Origin of the sequence: Streptomyces sp. NPDC090741 (assembly GCF_044769045.1) — a bacterium.
Lineage (GTDB): Bacteria > Actinomycetota > Actinomycetes > Streptomycetales > Streptomycetaceae > Streptomyces.
Genome location: NZ_JBIVXF010000004.1, coordinates 364912 through 390672 on the forward strand (window position 1 = coordinate 364912; position 25761 = coordinate 390672).

Here is a 25761-nt window from a genome sequence, read left to right on the forward strand (position 1 = left end):
GCCCCACCCGCCCCGCCCGCCCCGCCGAGCACCCCCGTGGCCGGCGGGGCGGGCGTGCGGTCTCAGGGGCGGGGGCGGGGGCGCAGGTCCATCGTCCAGTTGTGGATCCAGCTCGTGCCCTCGTCGAGCGAGAAGAACTGCTCCCAGCGGGGGGAGGCGGAGGCGGTCCCCGACCACACGAACCGGACGCGGACCGTCTTGCCGGCGTGCGTGTCCTCGCCCTCGAAGACACCGGTGCCGTCCGCGAAACGGCCGGTGACCGGCGGGAAGAGGGTTCCGGTGCGCCGGCTCGCCCAGTACAGCGACCACTGCTCGCTCGCCGGGTCGTACAGGCGCAGGGTCAGACCGGCGAAACCCTTGGTCGGGAACTCGATCTCGTCGAAGTTCGCGGCGCCGTCGAAGTGGCGGGAAGCCCGGGACACGGCCGGGAACTCCTCCCACTCGCTGTCCGGGTCGAGGAAGTCGGTGCGCCAGCGGTTGGTGACGTCCCAGGTGCCGAGGAGAAAGTCGAAGTCGTTCATGCGAGGACCGTAGGACCGCTTCACTGACATCCTGTGTCAGTGAAGTCGAGCCGCTTGCTGTCGATCCTGCTGCTGCTCCAGACCCGGGGACGGATGACCGCCGCCGAGCTCGCGGAGGAACTGGAGGTGTCCGTACGCACGGTCTACCGCGACGCGGAGGCGCTGGCCGCGGCGGGCGTCCCGCTGTACGGGGACGCCGGGCACAGCGGCGGCTACCAGCTGCTGGCCGGCTACCGGACCCGGCTGACCGGGCTGAGCACGGGCGAGGCGGAGGCGCTGTTCCTGACCGGAATGCCGGGGCCCGCGGCGGAACTCGGGCTGGGGCGCGCCCTGTCGGCGGCGCAGCTGAAGCTGCGGGCGGCGCTGCCGGCGGAGTTGCGGGAGCAGGCGGACCGGATGAGGCTGCGGTTCCACCTGGACGCGCCGGGGTGGTACGCGGAGCACGAGGAGACCCCGTACCTGGCGCAGGTCGCGGACGCGGTGTGGCGGGGGCGGGTGATCGAGGTCCGCTACCGGCGGTGGCAGGAGCCTCAGGAGGTGGACCGCCGGCTGGAGCCGTACGGGCTGGTGCTGAAGGCGGGGCGCTGGTACCTGGTGGCGGGGGCGCAGCGGCCCGAGGGCGCGGCGGAGCCGCGGACCTACCGGGTGGACCAGATCCTGTCGGTGCGGGAGACGGCGCGGGAGTGCCGGCTGCCGGAGGGCTTCGAGCTGGCGGAGCACTGGCGCAGGACGCAGGAGGAGTTCCATGCGCGGCTCCGTCCGGAGGAGGCGCTGGTACGTCTCTCCCCGCGCGGTGCGGCGCGGCTGACGGGGGTCCAGGCGCGGGCCCTGGCCGCCGGGGGCACCCCGGATCCGGACCTGGCGGGATGGACCCGGGCGATCCTCCCGATCGAGTCGCACGCCCAGGCGGAGGAACAGTTCCTGGCCCTGGGCGCGGAAGCGGAGATCCTCTCCCCACCACCCCTGCGGACCCGCATCCGCGCCACGCTCGCGGCGATGACGTCCCGCTACGCCTGAGTCCCCGCGGATCGCCGGTGGACTGGCCGAGCCCCTGACCGTCCTAAACGTCCCGCCCCGGAACCCTCTTGGGACAGCCCGGCTCGTGGACCGTCACCCCGCCTTCCGGCCCGCCGATCGGCAACGGCCGAGCACCGCAACCCGGGCACGACGGTGGTGGGCCGACCCATCGGCCGGTCGGACAGCCGGGCGGAGTCGTCACGTGCTGATTTCCATGGCGCGGCGGAAGGCCTTGACGACCCGGGCCAGTGCGCGGACATGGTTCCAGATGGCGAGGGGTGAGTCGTCGGGACCGCGGCTGGTGAGGGTGCGCCAATCCTCCACCGCGGCGGCAGCAACATCGGCTTCCCCAGGCGGACGACGTCGCTGCGGAGGCGTTCACCGTGCCGTGTCAGATCGAGGAGAAGTACCAAGATCTCCTCGTCGCCGGGCTTCAGGTTGTACGGGACAAGGGCGCGCGCGACGAGGGCGGCTCCGGCGACAGTCATCGCCTTGACGCCGGAGGTGTCCGCAGGGATTTGGCCCACACCAGATCACTCCTCACGAAGAAGACCGGAGACACTCAATCTCCCTACAGAGGTCAAGGTGGGTGCGGGGTGCCCCGCGAGTGGATCCACGCAAAAGGGCCCACCGAAGTGGGCCCTCGCACGGTGAAGCCGTCAGCTGGTGAAGTCGTACTGCATCACGTACGACCCGGCATCCAGCAGCATGTGATTCAGCTCGACCGGCCTGCCCTCTGCCGTCATCGCGGTCCGGCAGATCTCGACCACGGGGGTCGCCGGCAGGAGGGCGAGCAGTTCGGCCTCCTCCGAACTCGGCATACGGGCCCGGAGCTCCTCCGTGAAGTCGACTGGGGCCATACCCAGATCCGCCAGCCGGGCGTAGACGCCGCCGGGGCCCGGGTCGGGCTGGGTGATCGGGGTGTTGCGGACGGGGTCGGCGGCGAAGTACGAAGTCGCCAGCTGCACGGGGGATCCGTCCACGACGTACCGGCGGCCGCGGACGAGAACCGACTCGCCCGGTTCGAGGCGGAGAGCGCGTGTCACCCACTGCGGCGCGGTCGCCGTCTCGTAGACCTCGATGTCGATGACCTCCATCGCCCGATCGCTCACATCCGCAGCCCAGACGGAGCTCCCGGACGACCACTGGGACCGGGACAATCGTCGCGTGGCCACGCGACGGATCGGCGTGAAGTCACGGACGTAGGTGCCGGATCCGGGGCGCGCGTAGGCCACCCCTTCCACGACCAGAAGCTTCAACGCGTTAGCGGCGGTCATCTTCGCCACGCCGTACTGCTTGACGAGTGTCGGCTCCCCGGGGAGGCGAGCACCAGGGCCGAACTCACCGGAGTCGACGCGCGCCCGCAAATCGTCGGCGATCTGACGCGCCGTCTCGGGCATGACCGGCCTCCATTGCTCCCTCGGGTGGCACCAACTTAGTCAACGCCCAGCAGCTTCGCTAAGCGGCGGGGTGGGCGGAGGGGCCGGCTACGTGCAGATGGGGCCCGGGGGTGCTGATGCCGTGCTGCGCAGGATGTCGCGGAGCAGGGTGAAGTCCACTGCCTCCGGGCGTCGGAAGCGCAGGCACGCCTTGCCCATGTCGTGTCCGGCCAGGCGGTCCGCGAAGACGTCCCGTACGTCCGTCCGCATCAGGTAGACCGAGATGTACTGCTTCTGGTTCGCCCAGGCGATCTCCGCCGCCTCCGCACCGGCCCGTACGTACGCCGGCATGCCGTACGCCATGACCTCCTCGAAGCCCGTCAGCTCGGCCAGGCACAGCTCGCGCAGCCGCGTCAGCGCCTCACGGCGGGCCTCCGGGGCCTGCGCCAGGTACGCGTCGACCTCGGCCGTCGCCGGCATCAGGCGGCGGCCTGTCGGGTCTGGGAGCGGACCGCGCCCATGCTCGCCGCGATGACCAGGGCGATCGCCAGTGCGTCGATCGGCGACATCGCCTGGTTCAGGATCAGGAACCCGGCCGTGGCCGCGATCGCCGGCTCCAGGCTCATCAGGATCGCGAACGTCGGGGCGGGGACGCGGCGCAGCGCCAGGAGCTCCAGGGTGTACGGGAGGACGGAGGACAGGACGGCGACGCCGAGGCCCAGCGCCATCGTGCTCGGCACCAGGAGCGCGGAGCCGGCCTCGATCACGCCCAGCGGGAGCGAGAGCACCGCCGCCACCGCCATGGCCAGGGCCAGCCCGTCCGCCTGCGGGAAGCGGCGGCCCGTGCGCGCGCTGAACACGATGTACGCCGCCCACATCGCGCCCGCTCCGAGCGCGAAGGCCGCGCCGAGGAGGTCGAGGCCGCCGAAGCCGCTGCCGCCGCCGTGGCCGGCGAGCAGGACGACACCGCCGAGGGCCAGGCCGGCCCACAGCAGGCTGACCAGGCGCCGCGAGACGACGACCGACAGGACGAGGGGGCCGAGCACTTCGAGGGTGACGGCCGGGCCGAGCGGGATCCGGTCGATGGACTGGTAGAAGAGCCCGTTCATACCGGCCATGGCGATGCCGAAGGCGACGACCGTGCCCCAGTCGGCACGCGAGTACCCGCGGACCTTCGGGCGGCACACGAGCAGCAGCACCAGCGCGGCGGCCGCGAGCCGCAGCGTGACCACGCCCGCGGCGCCCGCTGCCGGCATGATCATGACGGCGAGGGCGGCGCCGAACTGCACCGAGATGCCCGCGGCGACGACCAGCGCGACGGGGCCGAAACGGGAGGAGCCGGCGGTCGTCGGGAGTGCCGGGGCCGTCGTGAGGTCGGCGGCCGCCGGGGCGTGGTCGGACTTGGGCGAGGTTGCGGGCATTAATCCAGACTAAGGGGTGCGTAAGGGCCATGGCGGCGTGTGTTGGCTTACATGCCGTCCGCAAGGCCCTCGGCCAGCCCCTCGGCCAGGCCCTCCGCGAGGAGCTCGGCGAGGTGGTGGGCCCGGCTCCCGCCGGGGAGCCCGGCGAGCTGCGCGATCTGCGCGATCTGCGTACGGCACGAGAACCCGTCCGCCAGGATCGCGGCCCCGGGCGGGGCCGCTCGCAGGGCGGGAAGCAGCTGTTCCCCGGCGCAGGCCGCGGACACCTCCTCGTGGCCCGGCTCGAAGCCGAAGTTCCCGGCGAGGCCGCAGCAGCCGCCACTGAGCTCGCCGCCGAGGCCGGCCCGCTCGCGGAGCCGGCGGTCGGCGGCGTCGCCCAGGACGGCGTGCTGGTGGCAGTGCGTCTGGCCGACGGCGGGGCGGTCCAGGCGAGGCGGCTGCCAGCGGGGGGCGCACTCCTCCAGGGTCTCGGCGAAGGTGCGGACGGCTGCCGCGAGGCGCTGCGCGCGCGGGTCGTCGGGGAGGAGGGCGGGCAGGTCGGTACGGAGGGCGGCGGCGCAGCTGGGTTCGAGGACCGTTACGGGTCCTCGTACGTCTCCCACGGCGTCGAGGGTGCGGCGCAGGACGGTACGGGCGCGGTCGAGGCGGCCGGTGGAGATGTAGGTCAGCCCGCAGCAGACCCCCTTCGGGGGGAGGGAGACGGCAAGGCCGGCGTCCCGCAGGACCCGGACGGCCGCCCTGCCGGTCTGCGGGGACAGGTACTCGGTGAACGTGTCCGGCCAGAGCGTGACACCGGACGGGGTCGGGGTCGGGGCTCCGCCCCCGGCCCCCCGGCCCTCTGGCGCCGGACGGGCTGAAAGGTCGGCCCCTGCCGAGTGGCCACCGCCTGGCCCGCCCCCGGCGGCGGCCGGGGGCGGGCCCGGGTGCAGCGGCCCCGGCGGTGTCGCGGCCGCCCCGACCCTGCGCCGCCACCAGCGGGTGAAGGGCTCGGCGGCCAGCGGCGGGAGGGCGCGTTCCCTCGTCAGGCCCGGGACCGGGAAGCGGCGGGCGGCCGCGTTCGCGACGCGTGCCAGCCGCAGCGAGGCGATCAGCCGGAGCCAGGCAGGCAGTCCGCCCAGGGTGTAGTGGGACAGGGGGCGGATGCGGCCCGCCCAGTGGCGGTGGAGGAACTCCGCCTTGTACGACGCCATGTCCACGCCCACCGGGCAGTCGCTGCGACAGCCCTTGCAGGCCAGGCAGAGGTCGAGCGCCTCCGCGACCTCCCGCGAGCGCCAGCCGTCCGTCACGATCTCCCCGGCCAGCATCTCGTGCAGCAGCCTCGCCCGGCCGCGCGTGGAGTGCCGCTCCTCCCCCGTGACCCGGTACGAGGGGCACATCACCTGCGGACCGGCCGCGGCGGTCGACCGGCATTTCGCCACGCCCACGCAGCGGGCCACCTCCCCCGCGAAGGGCGTCGCCGGCAGCACCGCGAAGCGCAGGTTCTCGTCCGACCGGGCCGGGCGGACCAGCATCCCGGGATTCATCCCGCCCGCCGGGTCCCACACGTCCTTGTACGCGCCGAAGAGCCGGATGACCTCCGCCCCGTACATCCTCGGCAGGAACTCCGCCCGCGCCTGCCCGTCCCCGTGCTCCCCGGAGAGCGAGCCGCCGTGGGAGACCACCAGGTCCGCCAGGTCCGAGGAGAACTCCCGGAAGCGCGCCACCCCCGCCCCCGACGCCAGGTCGAAGTCGATCCGTACGTGGACGCAGCCCTCGCCGAAGTGCCCGTACGGAGTCCCCCGCAGTCCGTGCCCGGCCAGCAGCGCCCGGAACTCCCGCAGGTACGCCCCCAGCCGGGCCGGCGGCACCGCGCAGTCCTCCCAGCCCGGCCACGCCATCCCCCCGTCGGGCATCCGCGTCGCCGTGCCGGCCGCGTCCTCGCGGATCCGCCACAGCGCCCGCTGCCCCGCCGGGTCCGTGACCACGACCGAGTCCACCGCGTCGGCGGCCCGTACGAGCGACCGCGCCGCCGCCTCGTCCCGCATCTCGACGAACAGCCACCCCCCGCCCCGGGGGAGCCCGGGAGCCGAGCCCACCAGGTCGGCCGCCATGCCCTCCACCGTCAGCGGCCCGAACCCCAGCAGCCCGGCCGCCGCGTCCGCCGCCGCGCTCTCGTCGGCGTACCCGAGGACCGCGAGCGCCGGCGCGCGCGGCGCCTCCACCAGGCGTACGACGGCCTCGGTCACCACCCCGAGCGTGCCTTCGCTCCCGCAGAAGGCCCGGGCCACCTCCACGCCCCGCTCGGGCAGCAGCGAGTCCAGCCCGCCGTATCCGGAGATCCGCCGCGAGAAACCTCCCGTCATCCCCGTACGGAGCACCGCCAGGTTCCCCGACACCAGCTCCCGCAGACCCGCCGGGGCTCCCGTCCAGCCCGTCCCGAGCCGGTACGCCGCGCCCCCGTACGCCGTGACCGCCAGCTCCGCCACGTTGTCCGCGGTGGTCCCCCAGGCCACCGAGTGGGCCCCGCACGCGTTGTTGCCGATCATCCCGCCCAGCGTGCAGCGGGAGTGCGTGGAGGGGTCCGGGCCGAAGGTCAGCCCGTACGGGCGGGCCGCCTCGCGCAGCCGGTCGAGCACCAGCCCCGGCTGGACCACGGCGGTCCGGGCGGCCGGGTCCAGCGACACCAGGGCGTTCATGTGCCGGGTCAGGTCCAGCACCACGCCGATGCCCGTGGCCTGTCCGGCGATCGAGGTCCCGCCGCCGCGCGGGACGACCGGTACGCCGGCCTCCGCGCAGATCCGCAGCGCGGCCGCGACGTCCTCGGCGTCGCGCGGCGCGACCACCCCCACCGGCACCCGCCGGTAGTTCGAGGCGTCCATCGTCGCGAGGGCGCGGGCCGCGGCCCCGAAGTCCACCTCCCCGCGCAGGTTCTCCCGCAATGACCGTTCGAGTTCCCCGGGTGACGTCACGGCCCCACCCTGCCACCGGCCGGACTCGTCTCATCGGGTGGACGCGCCTCCAAGGCGTGGACCGGGACCGGATACGCTCCGCTCGTGGCCGAGATCCAGATTCCCGCTGACATCAAGCCCGCCGACGGACGCTTCGGCGCGGGCCCCTCCAAGGTGCGGACCGAGGCGCTGGACGCCCTCGCCGCCACCGGTACCTCCCTGCTCGGAACCTCCCACCGCCAGGCCCCGGTCAAGAACCTGGTCGGCTCGGTGCGGGACGGCATCCGGGACCTCTTCTCCCTCCCCGAGGGCTACGAGGTGATCCTGGGCAACGGCGGCTCCACCGCCTTCTGGGACATCGCGACCGCCGGGCTCATCGAGCAGAAGTCCCAGCACCTCACCTTCGGCGAGTTCTCCTCCAAGTTCGCCAAGGCCGCGAAGCTCGCGCCGTGGCTGGACGAGCCGACCGTGATCTCCTCCGAGCCGGGCACGCACCCCGAGCCGGTGGCCGAAGCGGGCGTCGACGTGTACGCGTACACGCACAACGAGACCTCGACGGGTGTGGCGGCGCCGGTCAAGCGCGTCGCGGGCGCCGACGCCGGTTCACTCGTACTGGTGGATGCGACCTCGGGCGCCGGCGGTCTGCCGGTGGACATCACCGAGAGCGACGTCTACTACTTCGCCCCGCAGAAGTCCTTCGCCTCCGACGGCGGCCTGTGGCTGGCGGCGTTCTCCCCGGCGGCCCTGGAGCGGGCGGCGCGCGTGCACGCCTCCGGCAGCCGGCACATCCCGGAGTTCTTCTCGCTGCCGACGGCGATCGACAACTCGCTGAAGAACCAGACGTACAACACCCCTGCCCTGTCCACCCTCTTCCTGCTGAACCAGCAGCTGGAGTGGATGAACAGCCAGGGCGGCCTGGAGTTCACCACCGGCCGTACGGCGGCCAGCGCGCGCCACCTGTACGGCTGGGCGGAGGCGTCGAAGTACGCCAACCCGTTCGTCGTGGACGCCGACAAGCGCTCCGCCGTCATCGGCACGATCGACTTCTCGGACGACATCGACGCGGCCGCCGTCGCCAAGGTGCTGCGCGCCAACGGCATCGTGGACACCGAGCCGTACCGCAAGCTCGGCCGCAACCAGCTCCGCATCGCGATGTTCCCGGCGATCGACCCGGCGGACGTGCAGGCGCTGACCGCGTGCATCGACTACGTGATCGAGCAGCTCTGATCACGCCCTGACCGGCAGCGTACGAGCCCCTGGCGACTCCGTGTCGCCAGGGGCTCCGCCGTGGGCCCGGCCGCCCCGACCACCAGGACCCGCACGCGATACCTTCAGGGCCTCGGCATTCGGCACTCGGTGAATGCAGTGCGGTGCAGGACAGCATGGAGGCAGCGGCGTGAGCGTGCGAGTGACGGCGGCCCAGGGCGGCGCGGACCCCTTCGGCACGGCCCGGCTGCGGCGCGGGGTGCTCGACTCCTGGGGCGCGGGCCCGGCCCGCTTCCGCGAGGACGCCAACGCCGAGGAGGACCTGGCCCTCGGCGGCTACCGCGACCGGCTCGTCGTCGAGCTGGCGCAGAACGCCGCCGACGCCGCGGCCCGGGCCGAGGTGCCCGGCCGGCTGCGGCTCACCCTGCACTCCGGCGAGGGCGGGCACGGCGTGCTGGCCGTCGCCAACACCGGTGCCCCGCTGGACGCGACGGGCGTGGAGTCGCTGAGCACCCTGCGGGCCTCCGCGAAGCGGGCGCCCGCGGGGTCGACCGGTACGAGCGGCTCCGCCGACACCGTGGGCCGCTTCGGCGTCGGCTTCGCGGCCGTCCTCGCGGTGTCCGACGAGCCCGCCGTACTCGGCCGCCACGGCGGTGTCCGCTGGTCCCTGGCCGAGGCCCGCGAGCTGGCCCGCGACGCCGCCAACGGCAGCCCCGGCCTCGGCGACGAACTGCGCCGCCGCGACGGGCACGTCCCGCTGCTGCGGCTGCCGCTGCCCGCCGAGGGCACCGCCCCCGAGGGCTACGACACCGTGGTCGTCCTCCCGCTGCGCGACGCCGCCGCCGGGGACCTGGTGCAGCGGCTGCTGGCCGGCATCGACGACGCGCTGCTGCTGACCCTGCCGGGGCTGGCCGAGATCGTCGTGGAGACCCCGCAGGAGGGCACCCGTACGCTCCGCCGCCGCGACGAGGGCCCGTACACCGTCATCGAGGACGCGGCGGGAGGCGCCGGAGTGGCGGGCGCCATGGGCGAGACCCGCCGTTGGCGCACCGTCCGCCACAGCGGCCCCATCGAGCGGGCGCTGCTCGCCGACCGCCCCGTGGAGGAGCGGCTGCGGCCGGTCTGGACGGTGTCCTGGGCCGTTCCCGTGGACACCGAGGGCGCTCCCGTACGCCCGGTCACCGCAAGCGTGGTGCACGCGCCGACTCCGACCGACGAGCCGCTGGGCATCCCGGCCCTGCTCATCGCGACGCTGCCGCTGGACACCGCCCGCCGGCACCCCGCGCCGGGTCCGCTGACCGACTTCCTGGTGGAGCGCGCGGCCGACGCCTACGCCGAACTGCTGGGCGCCTGGGACCCGGTGGGCACCGCCCTGGTGGACCTCGTACCCGGGCCGCTCGGCAAGGGCCCGCTGGACGGGGCGCTGCGCGCGGCCGTGCTGCAGCGGCTGCCGCGTACGGCGTTCCTCGCCCCGGCGGCCCCCGCCGAGCACGCGGAGGAGCGCTCCGCCCTGCGCCCCTTCGAGGCCGAGGTGGTGGAGGGCGCGGGCGCCGACACCGTACAGGTCCTCGCCGAGGTGCTGCCGACCCTGCTGCCCGCCGGGCTGGAGCGCCGGCCCGAACTGCGCACGCTGGGCGTGGGCCGGCTGCCGCTGGGCGACGCCATCGAGCGGATCGCGGGCATCGAGCGCACCCCCGAGTGGTGGCACCGGCTGTACGACACCCTGGCCGGGGTGGATCCGGACCGGCTCTCGGGCCTGCCGGTGCCGCTGGCCGACGGACGGACCACGATCGGCCCGCGGCACGTACTGCTGCCCGACGCGGACACCCCGAAGGACCTGGCCCGGATGGGGCTGAAGGTGGCCCACCCGGACGCCGCGCACCCGCTGCTGGAGCGCCTCGGCGCGCTCCCGGCCACGCCGCGCGCCGTTCTGACGACCCCGCAGGTGCGGGCCGCGGTGGCCGCCTCCCTCGACGCCGGGGAGATCTGGGACGAGGACGCCCTCGACGCCGACGAGCTGGCGGAGGTGGTCCTGGGCCTGGTCCGGGACGCCGACCTGGCGCCGGGCGACGAGCCGTGGCTGGGGGCGCTGGCCCTGCCGGACGAGGACGGCGAGCTCACGCCCGCGGGCGAGCTGCTGCTGCCGGGCTCGCCGCTGGCCTCGGTGATCCGCGAGGACGAAGTCCCGTACGTGGACGGCGAGCTGGCCGGGAAGTGGGGCGCCCAGCCGCTGACCGCCTGCGGGGTGCTGGCCGTCTTCCAGCTGGTCCGCGCCACGGACGTGGTCCTCGACCCGGACGAACTGGAGCCGCGCGACGGGGACTTCGCCGAGCCGGACGACGCGGGGCTGCTGGACGCGGTGGACGTGTGGTGCGAGGACGTACTGGACCAGCTCCCGGACACCCCGCTGCCGCCCGTGGCCACGGAACTCGTCGCGGTCCGCGACCTCGACCTGGTCGACGACGACTGCTGGCCCCAGGCCCTGGCCATGCTCGCGCAGCCGCCGCTGCGCGACGCGCTGACCCAGCCCGTACGGGTGCTGCTGCCGGACGGCACCACGCAGTCGGTGCGCCCGTACACCGCCTGGTGGCTGCGCGACCACCCCGTCCTCGACGGCCGCCGCCCGGCGGGCCTGCGCGCGGCGGGCGGCGACCCGCTGCTGGCGGGCCTCTACACCCCGGCGGACGCGACGGGCTTCGGGGACGAGCAGGTCCTGCGGGCGCTCGGCGTACGCACGACCGTGCCGGCCCTGCTGGACGAACCCGGCGGCGCCGCCGAGCTCCTGGGCCGGCTCGCCGACCCGGACCGCGAGGTGTCGGACCGCCAGCTGCACGCCCTGTACGGGGCCCTGGCCGAGCTGGACCCCGAGCAGGTCACGCTCCCGGACGAGCTGCGCGCGGTGGTGGACGGCGAGGTCGTCGTGGTCGACGCGGCGGACGCCGTGATCGCGGACGCCCCGGACCTCCTGCCCCTGGCCGAGGGGCTCCCCCTGCTCCCGGTGGCCCCGGCCCGCGCGGCCGACCTGGCGGAGCTGCTCCAGGTCCGCCGCCTCTCGGAGACGGTCCCGGCGGAGGTCACGACGCCGGGCGAGGAGCACGAGGTCCCGGAGTCGGTACGGATCCTCCTGGGCCCCTCGACCCCGGCGACCTACCTGGAGCACGAGGAGCTGATCGCGGGCGGCGTGGAACTCGACTGGCGCCGCACCCCGGACGGCACCCTGCACGCCGCCACCCTGGAGGGCGTGGCCGCGGGCCTCGCCTGGTCGGCGGCCCAATGGCCCCGCCGCTTCGAGGTGGCCGCCCTCCTGGAAGACCCCTCCCGCACCCCGGAACTGGCCCGCGACCGCTGGTTCGACTGACGGCCCCGTCACGAGCCGCCCGGCGGCCTACGCAGGGAACCTGCGGTTGACCCAGCGGAAGGTGAACTCGATCAGGGCCGAGGCGGCGGCCGCGATGGCGACCGCGGTCCAGGGGAGTTCCGTGCCCACCAGCTTCAGCTCGAAGAAGTCCTGGAGCCAGGGGACGACCAGGACGATCAGGAAGGCGCCGCCCATCGCGCCGACCAGGGCCACCCGCCACCACGTGTACGGGCGGGCGATGATCACCAGGACCCACATCGAGGTGAGGAACAGCGTCAGCGTCGCCGCGCTCGTCTCGGCCTGGAGGGCCTCCGGGCCCGTGTAGTGGTGGCGGGCGAAGATGTACGTCACGAAGGTGGCCACCGCCGCGATCACACCGCCCGGGATCGCGTACCGCATCACCCGTTTCACGAAGTGCGGCTTCGCGCGCTCCTTGTTCGGCGCCAGGGCCAGGAAGAAGGCCGGGATGCCGATGGTGAGGGTGGACAGCAGCGTCAGGTGGCGGGGCAGGAAGGGGTACTCGACCTGGAAGCAGACCACCAGGATCGCCAGCAGCACCGAGTAGACGGTCTTCGTGAGGAAGAGGGTGGCGACGCGGGTGATGTTGCCGATGACCCGGCGGCCCTCGGCGACCACCGAGGGGAGGGTGGAGAAGCTGTTGTTCAGGAGGACGATCTGGGCGACCGCGCGGGTGGCCTCCGAGCCCGAGCCCATGCTCACGCCGATGTCGGCGTCCTTGAGGGCCAGGACGTCGTTGACGCCGTCGCCCGTCATCGCGACCGTGTGGCCGTTGGACTGCAGCGCGCCGACCATGTCGCGCTTCTGCTGCGGGGTGACCCGCCCGAAGACGGCGTTCTCGTCGAGGACCTTGGCCATCTCGGCCTGCTCGGCCGGCAGCCTGCGCGCGTCGACCGTGTTCTCGGCTCCCGGCAGGCCCAGCTTGCCGGCCACCGCGCCCACCGAGACCGCGTTGTCGCCGGAGATGACCTTCGCGTGGACCTTCTGGTCCTCGAAGTAGCGCAGGGTGTCGGCCGCGTCGGGTCGCAGCCGCTGTTCCAGGACGATCAGGGCGGTCGGCTTGACCCCGGCACCGACGGCCGGGTCGTCGAGTTCGCGCGCGGCCCGGGCGAGCAGCAGGACGCGCAGGCCCTGCTCGTTGAGGTCGTTGATCTCGTCGAGGGCCGGGTCACCGGCCGGGAGGAGCACGTCGGGGGCGCCGAGCAGCCAGGTGTTGTTCTCGCCGTCGCCCTCGCTGAAGCTGGCGCCGCTGTACTTGCGGGCGGAGGAGAACGGCAGGGACTCGGTGCAGCGCCACTCTGCGCTGTCCGGGTAGGCGTCGATGATCGCCTGGAGGCTGGCGTTGGGGCGGGGGTCGGACTCGCCGAGCGCGCCGAGCACCCTCTTGACGTACGCGGGCTCCGCGCCGCCGAGCGGCCGGAGCTCGGTGACGTCCATGCCGCCCTCGGTGAGGGTGCCGGTCTTGTCGAGGCAGACCACGTCGACGCGGGCGAGGCCCTCGATGGCCGGCAGTTCCTGCACGAGGCACTGCTGGCGGCCGAGCCGGATGACGCCGATCGCGAAGGCGACGGAGGTCAGCAGGACGAGGCCCTCGGGGATCATCGGGACGATGCCGCCGACCGTGCGGGCGATGGCGTCCTTGAGGTTGTTGTCCTTGACGACGAGCTGGCTGATGATCAGGCCGATCGAGGTCGGGATCATCATCCAGGTGACGTACTTGAGGATGGTGGAGATGCCGGAGCGCAGCTCGGAGTGGACGAGCGTGAAGCGGGTGGCCTCTTCGGCCAACTGGGCGGCGTAGGCCTCGCGGCCGACCTTGGTGGCGGTGAACGCGCCGCCTCCGGCGACGACGAAGGACCCGGACATGACGGGGTCGCCGCGCTTCTTCAGGACGGGGTCGGCCTCGCCGGTGAGCAGGGACTCGTCGATCTCCAGGCCCTCGGCCTCGCCGACGGAGCCGTCGACGACGACCTTGTCGCCGGGACCGAGCTCGATGACGTCGTCGAGGACGATCTCGGAGGTGGAGATCTCGGCGGTCCGGCCGTCGCGGCGGACGCTCGGTTTGGCCTCGCCGATGACGGCGAGGCCGTCCAGGGTCTTCTTGGCCCGCATCTCCTGGATGATCCCGATGCCGGTGTTCGCGATGATCACGTAGCCGAACAGGCTGTCCTGGAACGGCGCGACGATGAGCATGACCACCCAGAGCACGCCGATGATGGCGTTGAACCGGGTGAAGACGTTGGCGCGGACGATGTCGGCGGTGGAGCGGCTGCTGCGCACGGGCACGTCGTTGACGGCTCCGCGGGCGACGCGCTCGGCGACTTCGGCGGTGGTCAGGCCGGCGGGCTTGAACCGGGGTGCGGGCGGCCGGACCGGGTGTACCGGATCCAGCTCGGCTCCCGCGTCGATGGCCGCGCCGCCGGGCCCGCCGGCTCCCGGCTCGGAACCGCCCGGTTCGATGTCTGCCCGCTGCGTCATGCTTTCGACGGTAAAGGGGGTTCTACCGCTTCACCCGCCGAGAAGTCCGAAGATCCGACTTCGGGATGACCCGAATCGTCCCCTGGTCCCCCTGCCCCGCCCCCTCAGTCGGAGGTGCCGCTCTCCTCGTCCTGCGCGGCCAGTGCGGCGGCGTGCCGCTTGAGCGCGGCGTCGCGGCCCCGGACGTACCAGAGGCCGATCAGGCCGAGGAACCCGCCGGCCGCGCAGCACCAGACCCACCACAGCAGGTCCCGGTCGGCGAACCAGCCGTAGAACGGGAGCTGGGCCAGGAACATGACGAACCACAGGATCGTGCCGCCGGTGACGGTCGCGACGATCGGGCCCTCAAGGGGCGCGGGCGCCTCGTGCTTCGCAATCCATTTCGCCATGCCCCCAAGTCTAGGTGCGCCGAAACAGGGTCTACGCGCGGAGATGGACGGGCTTTCGTTCATGTGTTCATACTGAAACTGTGTGGGCTTGGCCCATTTTCTTCGTATGAATCACCCAATGCCCCCGCGATGAAGACCCAGAGGACCGCATGAGCACGTCGGCCCCCGCCCCCGCGCCCACCCTCCCGGACCCCGCCCCCCGCGGCGGGTCCGCCGTGGACCGCCACTTCAAGATCTCCGAGCGCGGCTCCACGATCGCCCGCGAGGTCCGAGGCGGTTTCGCCACCTTCTTCGCGATGGCCTACATCATCGTGCTGAACCCGATCATCCTGGGCAGCGCGAAGGACATGTACGGGCACCAGCTCGACAGCGGCCAGCTCGTGACCGCCACCGTCCTGACGGCGGCCTTCACCACGCTCCTCATGGGCGTCATCGGCAACGTCCCGATCGCGCTCGCCGCCGGCCTCGGCGTGAACACCGTCGTCGCCCTCCAGCTCGCCCCGCGCATGAGCTGGCCCGACGCCATGGGCATGGTGGTCCTGGCCGGCTTCGTCGTGATGCTGCTGGTCGCGACCGGCCTGCGCGAGCGGGTCATGAACGCCGTCCCGATCGGCCTGCGCAAGGGCATCGCGATCGGTATCGGCCTGTTCATCATGCTGATCGGCCTGGTCGACTCGGGCTTCGTCACCCGCATCCCGGACGCCGCGCACACCACCGTGCCGCTCACCCTCGGCACCGGCGGCCACCTGCACGGCTGGCCCGTCCTGATCTTCATCGTCGGCGTCCTGCTGACCCTCGCCCTGCTGATCCGCAAGACGCCCGGCGCGATCCTGATCTCCATCGTGGTCATGACCGTCATCGCCGTCGCCGTCCAGCTGATCGCCGGGCTGCCCGACTCGGGCTGGGGCCTGACCGTCCCCGAGTGGCCGGGCAACCCGGTGGCCGCGCCCGACTTCGGGCTCGTCGGCCAGGTCAGCCTGTTCGGCGGCTTCGGCAAGGTCGGGATGCTGACCGGCATCCTCTTCGTCTTCACCGTGCTGCTGTCCTGCTTCTTCGACGCGATGGGCACGATCCTCGGCGTCGGCGACGAGGCCAAGCTGATCGACAAGGACGGCAACTTCCCCGGCATCAACAAGGTGCTGCTCATCGACGGCCTGGCCGTCGCCTCCGGCGGCGCCACCTCGTCCTCGGCCACCACCTGCTTCGTGGAGTCCACGGCGGGCGTCGGCGAAGGCGCCCGTACGGGCCTCGCGAACGTCGTGACCGGCGGCCTCTTCACCGTGGCGCTGTTCCTGACCCCGCTCGCCACCATGGTCCCGTCCCAGGCGGCCACCCCCGCCCTCGTGGCGGTCGGCTTCCTGATCCTGGCGGGCTCGGTCAGGGACATCGACTGGAGCGACTTCACCATCGCCGTCCCGGCCTTCCTGGCCATGGTGATGATGCCGTTCACATACTCGATCACCAACGGCATCGGCTTCGGCTTCATCGCCTTCTGCGTGCTGCGGCTGGCGACCGGCCGGGGCCGTGAGGTCCCGGCGGCCCTGTACGTCGTGTCGGCGGTGTTCGTCTTCTACTACGCGATGCCGGCGCTCGGCCTCACGTAAGCCCGTAGAACTTCTCCGTCTCGTCGACGGCCGCCTTGAAGCGCTCGTCGAAGTCATCGCGAATGAGCGTCCGGACGACATAGTCCTGGACGCTCATTCCGCGTTTCGCGGCATGAGTCCGGAGGCGGTCGAGCAGCTCCCCGTCTATGCGCATGCTCAGCACGTGTGTCCCCATGCCGAAAGGGTCGTGGCACAGGACGTGGACGCGTGTCACTTTCCGCCGCCGACTCACCCGTACGAGTGACACGCTTAAGTGGCGTTCCTTAGAGAGAGTAATGAGGTAGTCTAAAGAGATGCTCGACCTTACCCATGGCGACGACGCTGCCGCCGTGAACGACCTCCGCTCCGCCGTCATGCGGCTGGGCCGGCGCCTCAAGCACCAGCGCGTCGACGAATCGCTGAGCCCGACCGAGATGTCGGTCCTCGGCACCCTCGCCCGCTGCGGCCAGGCCACCCCCGGTGAGCTGGCCCGGCGCGAGCACGTCCAGCCGCCGTCGATGACGCGCATCGTGGCGCTGCTGGAGGCCAAGGGACTGGTCAGGCTGCAGCCGCACCCGGACGACCGCCGCCAGAAGGTGGTCACCCAGACCGAGGAGGCCGAAGCGATGCTCGAAGAGAGCCGTCGCAAGCGGAACGCCTTCCTGGCCGGGCTCGCGGCCGAGCTCACCGAGGACGAATGGGCCAAGCTGCGCGAGGCCGCGCCCGTCCTGGAGAAGCTCGCGCACTTGTAAGGAACGACGCCAGGAGGCGAACGCTTTTGAGTACGGGAACCGGAGCAGACTCCGCACCCGGCCATCTATCCACCACTACCACCGAGCGCGCCGCGCGCTCCACACGCTCCACGGGCAAGAACAACTCGATGTTCAGCTCGCTGAAGATCCGGAACTATCGGCTCTTCGCCACGGGACAGGCCGTGTCCAACACCGGCACCTGGATGCAGCGCATCGCCCAGGACTGGCTGGTCCTGTCCCTGACCGGCTCGGCTTCAGCCGTCGGCATCACGATCGCGCTGCAGTTCCTGCCGATGCTGGTGTTCGGCCTCTACGGGGGCGTACTCGCGGACCGGCTGCCCAAGCGGCCGCTGCTGATCGCCACGCAGACCCTGATGGGCCTGACCGGTGTCGCCCTGGCCGCGCTCACCCTCGCCGGACACGTCCAGGTCTGGCACGTGTACCTCGCGGCCTTCCTGCTCGGCCTCGTCACCGTCGTGGACAACCCCGCACGGCAGACGTTCGTCTCCGAGATGGTCGGCAAGGAGCAGCTCGCCAACGCCGTCAGCCTGAACTCGGCGAACTTCCAGTCCGCGCGGCTGGTCGGCCCGGCGATCGCCGGTGTGCTGATCACCGCCGTAGGCGTCGGCTGGGCCTTCCTGCTGAACGGGCTGTCCTTCGCCGCGCCCGTCGCCGGCCTGCTGCTGATGCGGACCCGCGAACTGCACCCGGTCGAGCCGCGGCCGCGCGCCAAGGGGCAGCTGCGGGAGGGTCTGCGGTACGTCGCCGGGCGCCCCGAGCTGATCTGGCCGATCGTGCTGGTGGGCTTCATCGGCACCTTCGGGTTCAACTTCCCGATCTGGCTGTCGGCGTTCGTCAGCGACGTGTTCCACGGGGACGCGGGCACGTACGGGTTCTTCAACACGCTGATCGCCGCGGGCTCCCTGGCGGGTGCGCTGCTGGCGGCCCGGCGCGGGCACTCGCGGCTGCGGCTGCTGGTCGCGGCGGCGGTCCTGTTCTCCGCACTGGAGGTCGTGACGGCCTTCGCGCCCGGGTTCTGGCTGTTCGCGGTGCTGCTGGTGCCGATCGGGATGTTCGGGCTGACGGTCAACGTCACCTCGAACGCGAGCGTCCAGATGGCCACCGACCCCGAGATGCGGGGACGGGTGATGGCGCTGTACATGATGGTGTTCACGGGCGGCACCCCGATCGGTGCGCCGGTCGTCGGCTGGGTGACGGACACGTACGGGGCCCGGGTCGGCATGGCCGCGGGCGGCCTCGTCTCCCTGGCCGCCGCCGCGACGATCGCGGTGATCCTGTCCCGGGTGGGCAACCTCCGGCTCAGCGTGAGCCGCCACGGGGTCACGTTCGTGCCCTCGCCCCGCCCCCGCGAGCTGGTGACGGCGGCCTGAGGCCCTGTCGTCAGTCGCGCGGCTTGCGGCGCAAGAGCCGCTTGGCGCCGAAGACCAGGGCCGTGCCCACGGCCAGGACGGCCGCGCCCTTCGTGAAGCCGCCCCCGCCCTGCTCACCCGCAGGGCCGGGGGCCCCGGCGGCCGGGGTCGCGCCCGGCTTCGCCGGGGCGGGGGTACCGGAACCACCGGACGCCGGCTTCACCGCGACCGCCACCACCCGGCTCGACTCCCCCTCCGATCCGAACAGCAGCGTCGAGCCGTCCGCCGAGTACGTCACCGACTCCGCCTGGCCCTGCCACGGCGCGTCCACCCGCTCGCCCTCGCCCCCCGGCTTCCCGTCCTTCCACGGATAGGTCTTCGCGAAGAAGTAGCCGCGCAGCGTCAGTCGGCCGCCGTCCGGGGAGAAGGCCCCGTCCGTCACCCACGGCAGGTCCGCGACCCGCCGGAACACGTTCGTCCCCGAAGCCGACAGCTTCTCCGGCCCCTCGTACAGCCCGCCCTTGTCCTCGCTCTTGCTCGCGATGTACACCCGGCCCGTCACCGGATGCACCATCAGCGCCTCCGCGTTGCGCGCCCCGTCCGCGTACTTCACCGTGAACTGCTCGGCCTCGACCGTGACATCGGCCAGCTGCTTCGGCTCCGGGAAGCGGTAGATCCAGACGTGGTCCCAGGTCCCGTTCAGGTTGTCCCCGATGTCGCCGACGTACAGCTGCCCGTCCGGGCCCAGCGAGATCGCCTCGACGTCGCGCGGGGTGCCGATGCCCGTCAGCGTCACCCGGGCCACGGTCTTGCCGGTCGCCGAGTCCACCGCGTAGACGTACGGGCCGTCGTCGCTGTCGTTGTGCGTCCAGTACACGCCCGGGTGGATCCGGCTCGCCGCCAGCCCGCTCGACTCCTTGATCCGCGGATCGGTGATCGTGAACCCGGAGGCGCCGGCGGGCGCCGACTCGGCAGCGGCGGCGGCCGAACCCGGCAGCACGACAAGGGCAATGACGGCGGTCAACGGCAGCAGGCGCATGCCCCAAGCGTGCCAGCCCGCCCCGAGTGTCCGGCATCACAGGGGCTCCCGGCGCGTGATCCGCGATGATGACCGGATGCGTTTCATGTTCGTCGGCGATTCCATGACCATCGGACGCGCCGGCGACTACACCTGGCGCTACCGGATGTGGCAGCACCTGGGTGCCGTCCCGGGCGGTCCGTACGAGATCGTCGGCCCGCGCACCGCGCTCTTCGACACCGGCGCGAACGAGCCGACCAGCCACGCGTACGCCGACCCCGGCTTCCCGGAGCACGCCCGCCGCCACCTCGCCGGCTGGGGCGAGGGCTGGCAGCACATGGCCCCCCTCATCGGCTCCGCCGTCCGCTCCGGCGAGCCCGACGTCCTGCTCGTCTCCCTCGGCCTGATCGACCTCGGCTTCTACACCGGCGCCGAGGAGACCGCGGCCAACGCCCGCCGCTTCGTCGCGGAGGCCCGGGCGGCCCGGCCGGACATCCGGATGGTCCTGCTCCCGGTCATCCCGAACGTCCGGGCCGAGTCCGACGCGCCGTTCGCGACCGAGGTGGCCCGGTTCAACGAGCTCCTCGCGAAGGCCGTCGCCGACCTGTCGACCGACGCCTCGCCGATCCTGCTGGCCGCGCGCCCGGCCTCGTACGAGATCGCGCACGACACGTACGACGGCACCCACCCCAACGCCTCGGGCGAGCACCGCCTGGCCGGGGAGTTCGCGGCGGTACTGCACCAGGCCTGGGGCATCGGCGGCCCCTACCGAACCCTCTGACACCCCGTAGGGCCGTACCCGGCGTTCCCGCCGTGACCCGGTCTCCGTGCGTATCGTTGTACTACGCGGCTGCCCGCGACTGCGCGGCAGCGGGGAGGAGCGCCACGATGACCGTCGTAGAGACCGACAGGATCGAGATGGCCGACATCAGCAGCGAGCAGGCCTTGGACCAGATGTTCGAGGCGCTTGAGCCCGTCCCCGAGGGATTGAAGGTCGAGATCGTCGAGGGGACCGTCTACATGTCGCCGCAGCGGGACACGCACTGGGAGATCATCCGCAGGATCGTCCGTGCACTGGAGGACGAGTTCGGCATGGGAGTCAAAGCCCTCTCGGACGTGCGCATCGACTTCCCGGGTCGGCTGAACGGGTTCGCGCCGGACGTCGCGCTGCTCAGTACCGATGCCACGAAGGACGACTCGGCTCACTGGCGCCACGAGGACGTGGAATTCGTCGCCGAGGTGATCTCCAAGGGCACCGCGGCGAACGACTACGGCCCCAAGAAGGCCGCGTACGCCACCGCCGAAGTGGCCGCGTACCTCATCGTCGATCCCTACACCCGCCGCTGTGTGCTCCACACCCAGCCCAAGGACGGGGACTACGCCACGGAGACGAAGATCGCCTTCGGGGACGAGATCGACCTCACGGACACGGTGGTGGGCCTGAAGCTCGACACCTCCGAGTTCCCCCGCGACTGATCCCCGCCCCGGTCCGCGCCCCGCACCGGGGCGCGGACCGGTCGCGCCGTCACCTCGGCCGGATCACCAGGCGAAGGCCTCCGGCGAGGCCCCCGGGCCGGGGAAGATCTCGTCCAGACCGGAGAGCACCTCGTCCGACAGCTCCAGCTCCAGCGCCCGCAGCGCGCTCTCCAGCTGCTCCGCCGTACGGGGACCCACGATCGGCCCCGTCACCCCGGGCCGGGTCAGCAGCCACGCCAGCGCCGTCTCGCCGGGCTCCAGGCCGTGCTTGTCGAGCAGGTCCTCGTACGCCTGCACCTGCGCCCGTACGGAGCTGTTGGCCAGGGCGTCCGCGGACCGGCCGGAGGCGCGGCGGCCGCCCTCGACCTCCTTCTTGATGACCCCGCCCAGCAGCCCGCCGTTCAGCGGGGACCACGGGATGACCCCGAGCCCGTACTCCTGCGCCGCCGGGACGACCTCCATCTCGGCGCGCCGCTCGGCGAGGTTGTAGAGGCACTGCTCGCTGACCAGCCCGACCGAACCGCGCCGGGCGGCCGTCTCGTTGGCCTGCGCGATCTTGTAGCCGGGGAAGTTCGACGACCCGGCGTACAGCACCTTGCCCTGCTGGATCAGCACGTCGACGGCCTGCCAGATCTCCTCGAACGGAGTCCGGCGGTCGACGTGGTGGAACTGGTAGAGGTCGATGTAGTCCGTCTGGAGCCGCTTGAGGCTGGCCTCGACGGCCCGGCGGATGTTCAGCGCCGAGAGCCGGTCGTAGTTGGGCCACGGGTCGCCCTCGCCGGCCATGTTCGCGTACACCTTGGTGGCCAGCACGGTCTTGTCCCGCCGGCCGCCGCCCTGGGCGAACCAGGTGCCGAGGATCTCCTCGGTGCGGCCCTTGTTCTCGCCCCAGCCGTAGACGTTGGCGGTGTCGAAGAAGTTCAGGCCCGCGCCGAGCGCGGCGTCCATGATCGAGTGGCTGGTGGGTTCGTCTGTCTGCGGACCGAAGTTCATCGTGCCGAGTACAAGTCGGCTGACCTTGAGTCCGGTGCGTCCGAGCTGTGTGTACTTCATGAACCCCAAGCCAACTGCCTGGAGTCCACTCCAGGCAAGGCCCCGCGCGGACGGGCTGCCGTCCGGGGCGCGGCTACTGGCCCACGGCGGCTGCCACGGCCACTACGACGAACATCAGCACGAGTACACCGGCCATCACACGGTTTCGGGTCTTGGGATCCACCCGTCGAGCGTAACGCGGGCGTCCCGGGTTCCCCTACCGAGGGGCGTCAGGCGGCCAGGGGCCAGGCCTCGACCACCTCGTAGCGGGGCTGCTCCCCGGGGACCCCGCCCGCCGGGAGGTTGCTGCGGACCAGGCTGAGCTCCCCGACCTGCCAGGGCGCGCCCTCGAAGCCCGCCAGGGCGTCGACGTACGGGTGCATGTCGGCGCCGGTGCGGCTGCGGGCCAGGGTGAGGTGGGGGGTGTAGCGGCGGTGGTGCTCCATCGGCACCCCGGCCCGGCGGGCGGCGGCGTCGGCGCGCTCGGCGAGCATCCGCATCGGGTCGAGCCCGCCGGCCGCGCCGACCCACAGGGCGCGGTCGCCGAAGTGCCCGGAGCCGTGGATGCGCAGGCCGAAGGGTTCGGTGCGGTGGGCGGCGCGGGCCAGGCGGGCGTGCAGGTCCGCCAGGACCTCCTCACGCACCTCGCCCATGAAGGCGAGGGTGAAGTGCCAGCCCGCCTCCCCCGTCCAGCGCAGCCGGTCGTCCCGGAGGGGCGCCACTGCTTCGCGCAGCTCCTCGACAGCCTGCTGGGGCGGCATCAACGCGGCGAACAGCCTCATGGGCGCGAGCCTAACCCGGACGACGGGTCAGGCTCGCGCCGGGCGGGTTACGCGTCCGCGATCGGGATCTGGTGAGCCGCCGACGACGGCGACGCCGCCGACGACGCCGTCTTGCCGTTCACCGGGGTGGTGTCCGGGGCGGCCGGCGGGGACATCGACGAGAGCAGCTGGCGGGCCAGGCCCAGGCCCGTGCCGCCCATGGTCAGCGCCTTGGCGAACATCTCCGACATGCCCTCCGCGCCGTTCAGGAGGACCATGTGCTCCACGTTGCCGAAGGCACCCGCGCCCGCCTCCACGATCGCCGGCCAGTTCTCGGCGAGCTGCTGGGCGACGACCGCCTCCTGGTTCTCGGCCAGTGCGGCGGCCCGCGCCTTGATGGCGTCGGCCTCGGCGAGGCCCTTCGCCTTCGCCGACGCCGCGACCGCGAGGCCCTTCGCCTGCGTGGCGGCGGCCTCGGCCTCACCGGTCGCCCGGGTGGCCTTCGCGGCCGCCAGACCCCGGGCCTCGGTGGCCGCCGCGTCCGCGGTCGCCGCCGTCGTGACGCGCGTGGCCTCGGCCGCGGCCGCCAGCTCGGTCTCCTTGGCCTTGGCCTGCGCCGCCGAGATGCGGGCGTCGCGCTCGGCCTCGGCGCGGGTGCGGGTCTCGTACGCCGCCGCGTCCGCGGGCTTGCGTACGTCCGCCTGGAGCTGCTGCTCGCGCCGGTGGGCTTCGAGCTCGGCGACCCGGGTCTCCTGTACGACGACCTCCTGGCGGGCCGCCGCCTCCGAGAGCGGGCCCGCCTGGCGGGCGGTCGCCGCGGCCTTGTCGCGCTGGGCCTGGTAGCCGGCCTGGAGGATCTCGCTGTCGCGGGTGGCCTCCGCCATCCGCGCGAACGCGGTCTGCTCGGCCTCGGTGGCCAAACGGTTCGCCTCGGCCTGCGCGATGCGCGCGTCCCGCTGGACGGCGGCCGCGTGCGGCATCGCCAGGTTCTTGATGTAGCCGGTCGGGTCCTCGATCTCGTGGATCTGGAGCGAGTCGACGATGAGGCCGAGCTTCTCCATCTCCGTACCGCAGGCCGCCCGGGTCTGCCCCGTCAGCTTCTCCCGGTCGCGGATCATGTCCTCGACCGTCAACCCGCCCACGATGGACCGCAGATGGCCGGCGAAGACGATGTGCACCCGCTCGGGCATCATCTTCTGCTGGTCCAGGAAGCGGCGTGCCGCGTTCGCGATGGACACGAAGTCGTCGCCGATCTTGAAGATCACGACGCCCTTCACCCGCAGCGGGATGCCCTGGTGGGTCACGCAGTCCACGTTCAGCTGGGTCTCGTTGAGGTCCAGCGAGAGCTTGCGCACCGCCTGCACACCGGGGACCACGAGGGTTCCGCGCCCGGTGACGATCCGGAACCCCATGCCCTCGCCGATGCCCTCGGTGCGGTGCGTGGAGCCGGAGATGACGAGTGCCTCGTTCGGTTCGGCCACCCGCCACATGAGCTTGAACAGGCCGATCAAAGCCAGGATTGCGGCGAGAACGATTCCCGCCACGACGCCGATAGCCATCGGCAACGCCCCCTTATCGCAGTGCCGTTCGACACTGACGAGGGCGAGTGTGCGCCTGTGCGGGGCCGTTAAGAAGACGCTGGCGGTTTCTTGTCGCCATCTTGATACGAACCAGATCCCCGCAGGTGGCGCCGGGGCTCAGTTGTCGTACGCCGCCATCACGTACACCGTGCGCGGCGGCAGGTACTCGACGACGGTCACGACCGTCCCGACCTCCAGCCGGCCCGTCCCGTGCGCCGGATGGGCGAGGAAGTGCTCAGCGCCGCCCCGGATGCGGACGATCACCTCGCCCACGAGCCCGGGGCCCACCGTGCCGGTCACCCGGCCGTCCAGCCCCACCATGCCGTCTTCCCCCATGCGGCGAGGGTACGCCGCCGGTGGGGGGGCCGGCCGGGCTTTACGGGGCGGGCCGGGCTCTACGAGTGCCCGAGGTCCGCGGCCGGGAGGTCCGCCGAGGGGACCGAGCCCGTGTCGGGGGCCGGGCGCAGCGGGAACTCGTCCGTGGCCATCGAGTCGAGCACCGGCGGCGCCGGGCGCAGCGGCTTCGGCATGACCGCGGCCTCCGAGTGGCCGCCGCAGCCGTACGAGAGCGAGACGAGGTGTCCGTCGGCCGGGCCGAACTCGTTGGCGCAGACGCCGAAGGCCTGGCCCAGCGAGCCGCCGATGGCGACGAGGAACCCGCAGGAGACGCAGGAGGCGGGCGCGGCCTGCGCCATCGGGGTCTTGGCGCCGAAGGACTCGTCCCAGCGGTCGGCGGCGCTGTGCAGCCCGTACCGGGACAGGACCCGGGCGCGCCGCATGCCGAGCTCCTCGGCGACGGAGGTGATGGAGCCCCGTACGGGGACCACGGCGCGGTCGGTGACCTCGGCGTCCTCGGCCTCGACCAGTTCGGCCATCTCGGTGGAGACGACCGAGTTCGGCGGCGGCGCGTCCTCGCCCGACCAGCCCGGCTCCAGCCGCAGGTCCTCGGCGTCGGTGGGCAGCAGGTCGCCGGGGCCCATGTCGCCCGGGCGCAGCCGCTCGCTCCACGGCACCCACTCGGGGGCGAGCAGCGCGCCCTCACCGGGAAGCAGCACCGTTTCGTCGAGGGTGACGTTCTTGGCGCGGGAGGCACGCGTGACGGTGACGGCCCAGCGCCAGCCCCGGTAGCCGGGGTCCTTGCACTCGAAGAAGTGCGTGACGACCCGGTCACCCTCCGCCACGGCGGAGACGTGCTCGCCCACCACGGAGGGAGCGGCGGCTTCCTCGGCCGCCGTGCGGGCGAGGTCTACCGCCTCGGCGCACAGGCGGTCGGGGGTACGGCTTCGCGTCGTCGCAGCACTCACAGGTCTCGTTCTCTCCTACGCCGTCTCACGAGTGCGCCGTCCGTACTGTCGTCCTGAACGACCCGTCGGTCCTGTCCGTACGTGGTGCGGGCGGAGCGGACCAGAGGGCCGCGTCGACGTCCGCACCCGATCGGCCTCGGGCGCACCTACCTGCCATCCATTCTGCGGGAT

Annotated in this window: 22 protein-coding genes and 1 pseudogene; 8 read left to right on the top strand and 15 right to left on the bottom strand. The window is 72.7% G+C overall.

All coding sequences use genetic code 11. The features are described 5' to 3' along the window. Positions 1–62: 62 nt before the first annotated feature. A complete protein-coding gene (locus ACIQU4_RS13790) occupies positions 63–521 on the bottom strand; it encodes a hypothetical protein (protein WP_403729132.1) in 459 nt (152 codons plus the stop codon). Between the two features lie 39 nt (positions 522–560). Here ACIQU4_RS13790 and ACIQU4_RS13795 point away from each other — a divergent pair, with 39 nt between their 5' ends. Further along, positions 561–1538: a helix-turn-helix transcriptional regulator gene (locus tag ACIQU4_RS13795; protein ID WP_403729135.1), complete on the top strand. Its 978-nt coding sequence runs from the start codon at positions 561–563 to the stop codon at positions 1536–1538. A 198-nt stretch (positions 1539–1736) separates the two neighbouring features. Here the strand turns inward: ACIQU4_RS13795 and ACIQU4_RS13800 are convergent. From ACIQU4_RS13800 to ACIQU4_RS13820, 5 genes and pseudogenes are all read right to left on the bottom strand, one after another. Continuing rightward, positions 1737–1877 (bottom strand): annotated as a pseudogene (locus tag ACIQU4_RS13800) (DUF6415 family natural product biosynthesis protein); the annotation flags it as partial. A 320-nt stretch (positions 1878–2197) separates the two neighbouring features. Then, entirely contained in the window at positions 2198–2938 is a 741-nt protein-coding gene (locus ACIQU4_RS13805; protein WP_403729137.1) for a GntR family transcriptional regulator, read from the bottom strand. A gap of 87 nt (positions 2939–3025) precedes the next feature. Beyond that, positions 3026–3397 (bottom strand): iron chaperone, encoded by a 372-nt coding sequence (locus ACIQU4_RS13810; protein ID WP_403729140.1) that lies wholly within the window; start codon positions 3395–3397, stop codon positions 3026–3028. After that, a complete protein-coding gene (locus tag ACIQU4_RS13815) occupies positions 3397–4338 on the bottom strand; it encodes an EamA family transporter (protein WP_403729143.1) in 942 nt (313 codons plus the stop codon). Before ACIQU4_RS13815 ends, ACIQU4_RS13810 begins: the two co-directional genes overlap by 1 nt. Positions 4339–4385: 47 nt before the next feature. Continuing rightward, positions 4386–7286 carry an FAD-binding and (Fe-S)-binding domain-containing protein gene (locus ACIQU4_RS13820; protein WP_403729146.1) on the bottom strand — a complete coding sequence of 967 codons (2901 nt, stop codon included), beginning with the start codon at positions 7284–7286 and terminating at the stop codon, positions 4386–4388. Positions 7287–7370: 84 nt separating this feature from the next. Here ACIQU4_RS13820 and serC point away from each other — a divergent pair, with 84 nt between their 5' ends. After that, the gene (serC, locus tag ACIQU4_RS13825; protein ID WP_403729148.1) at positions 7371–8492 is read left to right on the top strand and encodes a phosphoserine transaminase; all 1122 of its coding nucleotides are present in this window, start codon (positions 7371–7373) and stop codon (positions 8490–8492) included. Between the two features lie 133 nt (positions 8493–8625). Continuing rightward, complete coding sequence (locus ACIQU4_RS13830) at positions 8626–11829, top strand: sacsin N-terminal ATP-binding-like domain-containing protein (RefSeq protein ID WP_403729151.1); 3204 nt, start codon at positions 8626–8628, stop codon at positions 11827–11829. Between the two features lie 27 nt (positions 11830–11856). On the opposite strand, the gene ACIQU4_RS13835 is transcribed toward ACIQU4_RS13830, so the two are convergent. Together ACIQU4_RS13835 and ACIQU4_RS13840 are read right to left on the bottom strand one after the other, a co-directional pair. Then, positions 11857–14325, bottom strand: a complete 2469-nt coding sequence (locus ACIQU4_RS13835) for an HAD-IC family P-type ATPase (protein WP_403729154.1) — start codon at positions 14323–14325, stop codon at positions 11857–11859. Positions 14326–14429: 104 nt separating this feature from the next. Then, entirely contained in the window at positions 14430–14714 is a 285-nt protein-coding gene (locus ACIQU4_RS13840) for a DUF2530 domain-containing protein (protein ID WP_403729156.1), read from the bottom strand. 149 nt (positions 14715–14863) lie between these two features. Here ACIQU4_RS13840 and ACIQU4_RS13845 point away from each other — a divergent pair, with 149 nt between their 5' ends. Further along, complete coding sequence (locus ACIQU4_RS13845; RefSeq protein ID WP_403729158.1) at positions 14864–16318, top strand: NCS2 family permease; 1455 nt, start codon at positions 14864–14866, stop codon at positions 16316–16318. Here the strand turns inward: ACIQU4_RS13845 and ACIQU4_RS13850 are convergent. Next, positions 16311–16493, bottom strand: coding sequence for a hypothetical protein (locus tag ACIQU4_RS13850; protein WP_030156886.1), 183 nt, complete (start codon positions 16491–16493; stop codon positions 16311–16313). The two genes, ACIQU4_RS13845 and ACIQU4_RS13850, sit on opposite strands and share 8 nt — an antisense overlap. Positions 16494–16611: 118 nt before the next feature. On the opposite strand from ACIQU4_RS13850, the gene ACIQU4_RS13855 reads away from it, so the two are divergent. Next, the gene (locus ACIQU4_RS13855) at positions 16612–17049 is read left to right on the top strand and encodes a MarR family winged helix-turn-helix transcriptional regulator (RefSeq protein ID WP_030156888.1); all 438 of its coding nucleotides are present in this window, start codon (positions 16612–16614) and stop codon (positions 17047–17049) included. A gap of 26 nt (positions 17050–17075) precedes the next feature. Continuing rightward, positions 17076–18440 carry an MFS transporter gene (locus tag ACIQU4_RS13860; protein WP_403729161.1) on the top strand — a complete coding sequence of 455 codons (1365 nt, stop codon included), beginning with the start codon at positions 17076–17078 and terminating at the stop codon, positions 18438–18440. Between the two features lie 10 nt (positions 18441–18450). On the opposite strand, the gene ACIQU4_RS13865 is transcribed toward ACIQU4_RS13860, so the two are convergent. Then, positions 18451–19458 carry a WD40 repeat domain-containing protein gene (locus ACIQU4_RS13865; protein WP_403729163.1) on the bottom strand — a complete coding sequence of 336 codons (1008 nt, stop codon included), beginning with the start codon at positions 19456–19458 and terminating at the stop codon, positions 18451–18453. Positions 19459–19534: 76 nt separating this feature from the next. On the opposite strand from ACIQU4_RS13865, the gene ACIQU4_RS13870 reads away from it, so the two are divergent. Both ACIQU4_RS13870 and ACIQU4_RS13875 read left to right on the top strand, forming a co-directional pair. Then, positions 19535–20218 (top strand): GDSL-type esterase/lipase family protein, encoded by a 684-nt coding sequence (locus tag ACIQU4_RS13870; RefSeq protein ID WP_403729166.1) that lies wholly within the window; start codon positions 19535–19537, stop codon positions 20216–20218. A 107-nt stretch (positions 20219–20325) separates the two neighbouring features. Next, positions 20326–20913 (top strand): Uma2 family endonuclease, encoded by a 588-nt coding sequence (locus ACIQU4_RS13875; protein ID WP_403729169.1) that lies wholly within the window; start codon positions 20326–20328, stop codon positions 20911–20913. 63 nt (positions 20914–20976) lie between these two features. Here ACIQU4_RS13875 and ACIQU4_RS13880 read toward each other — a convergent pair whose 3' ends face one another. The 5 genes from ACIQU4_RS13880 to ACIQU4_RS13900 form a co-directional block, all read right to left on the bottom strand. Beyond that, positions 20977–21966, bottom strand: coding sequence for an aldo/keto reductase (locus tag ACIQU4_RS13880; RefSeq protein ID WP_403729172.1), 990 nt, complete (start codon positions 21964–21966; stop codon positions 20977–20979). 209 nt (positions 21967–22175) lie between these two features. Continuing rightward, positions 22176–22727, bottom strand: a complete 552-nt coding sequence (gene thpR, locus ACIQU4_RS13885) for an RNA 2',3'-cyclic phosphodiesterase (protein WP_403729175.1) — start codon at positions 22725–22727, stop codon at positions 22176–22178. Positions 22728–22774: 47 nt separating this feature from the next. After that, positions 22775–24265, bottom strand: coding sequence for a flotillin family protein (locus ACIQU4_RS13890; RefSeq protein WP_403729177.1), 1491 nt, complete (start codon positions 24263–24265; stop codon positions 22775–22777). Positions 24266–24403: 138 nt separating this feature from the next. Then, positions 24404–24622, bottom strand: a complete 219-nt coding sequence (locus tag ACIQU4_RS13895; protein WP_385588903.1) for a hypothetical protein — start codon at positions 24620–24622, stop codon at positions 24404–24406. Positions 24623–24681: 59 nt separating this feature from the next. After that, the gene (locus ACIQU4_RS13900; RefSeq protein ID WP_403729180.1) at positions 24682–25590 is read right to left on the bottom strand and encodes a DUF3027 domain-containing protein; all 909 of its coding nucleotides are present in this window, start codon (positions 25588–25590) and stop codon (positions 24682–24684) included. Positions 25591–25761 lie beyond the last annotated feature (171 nt).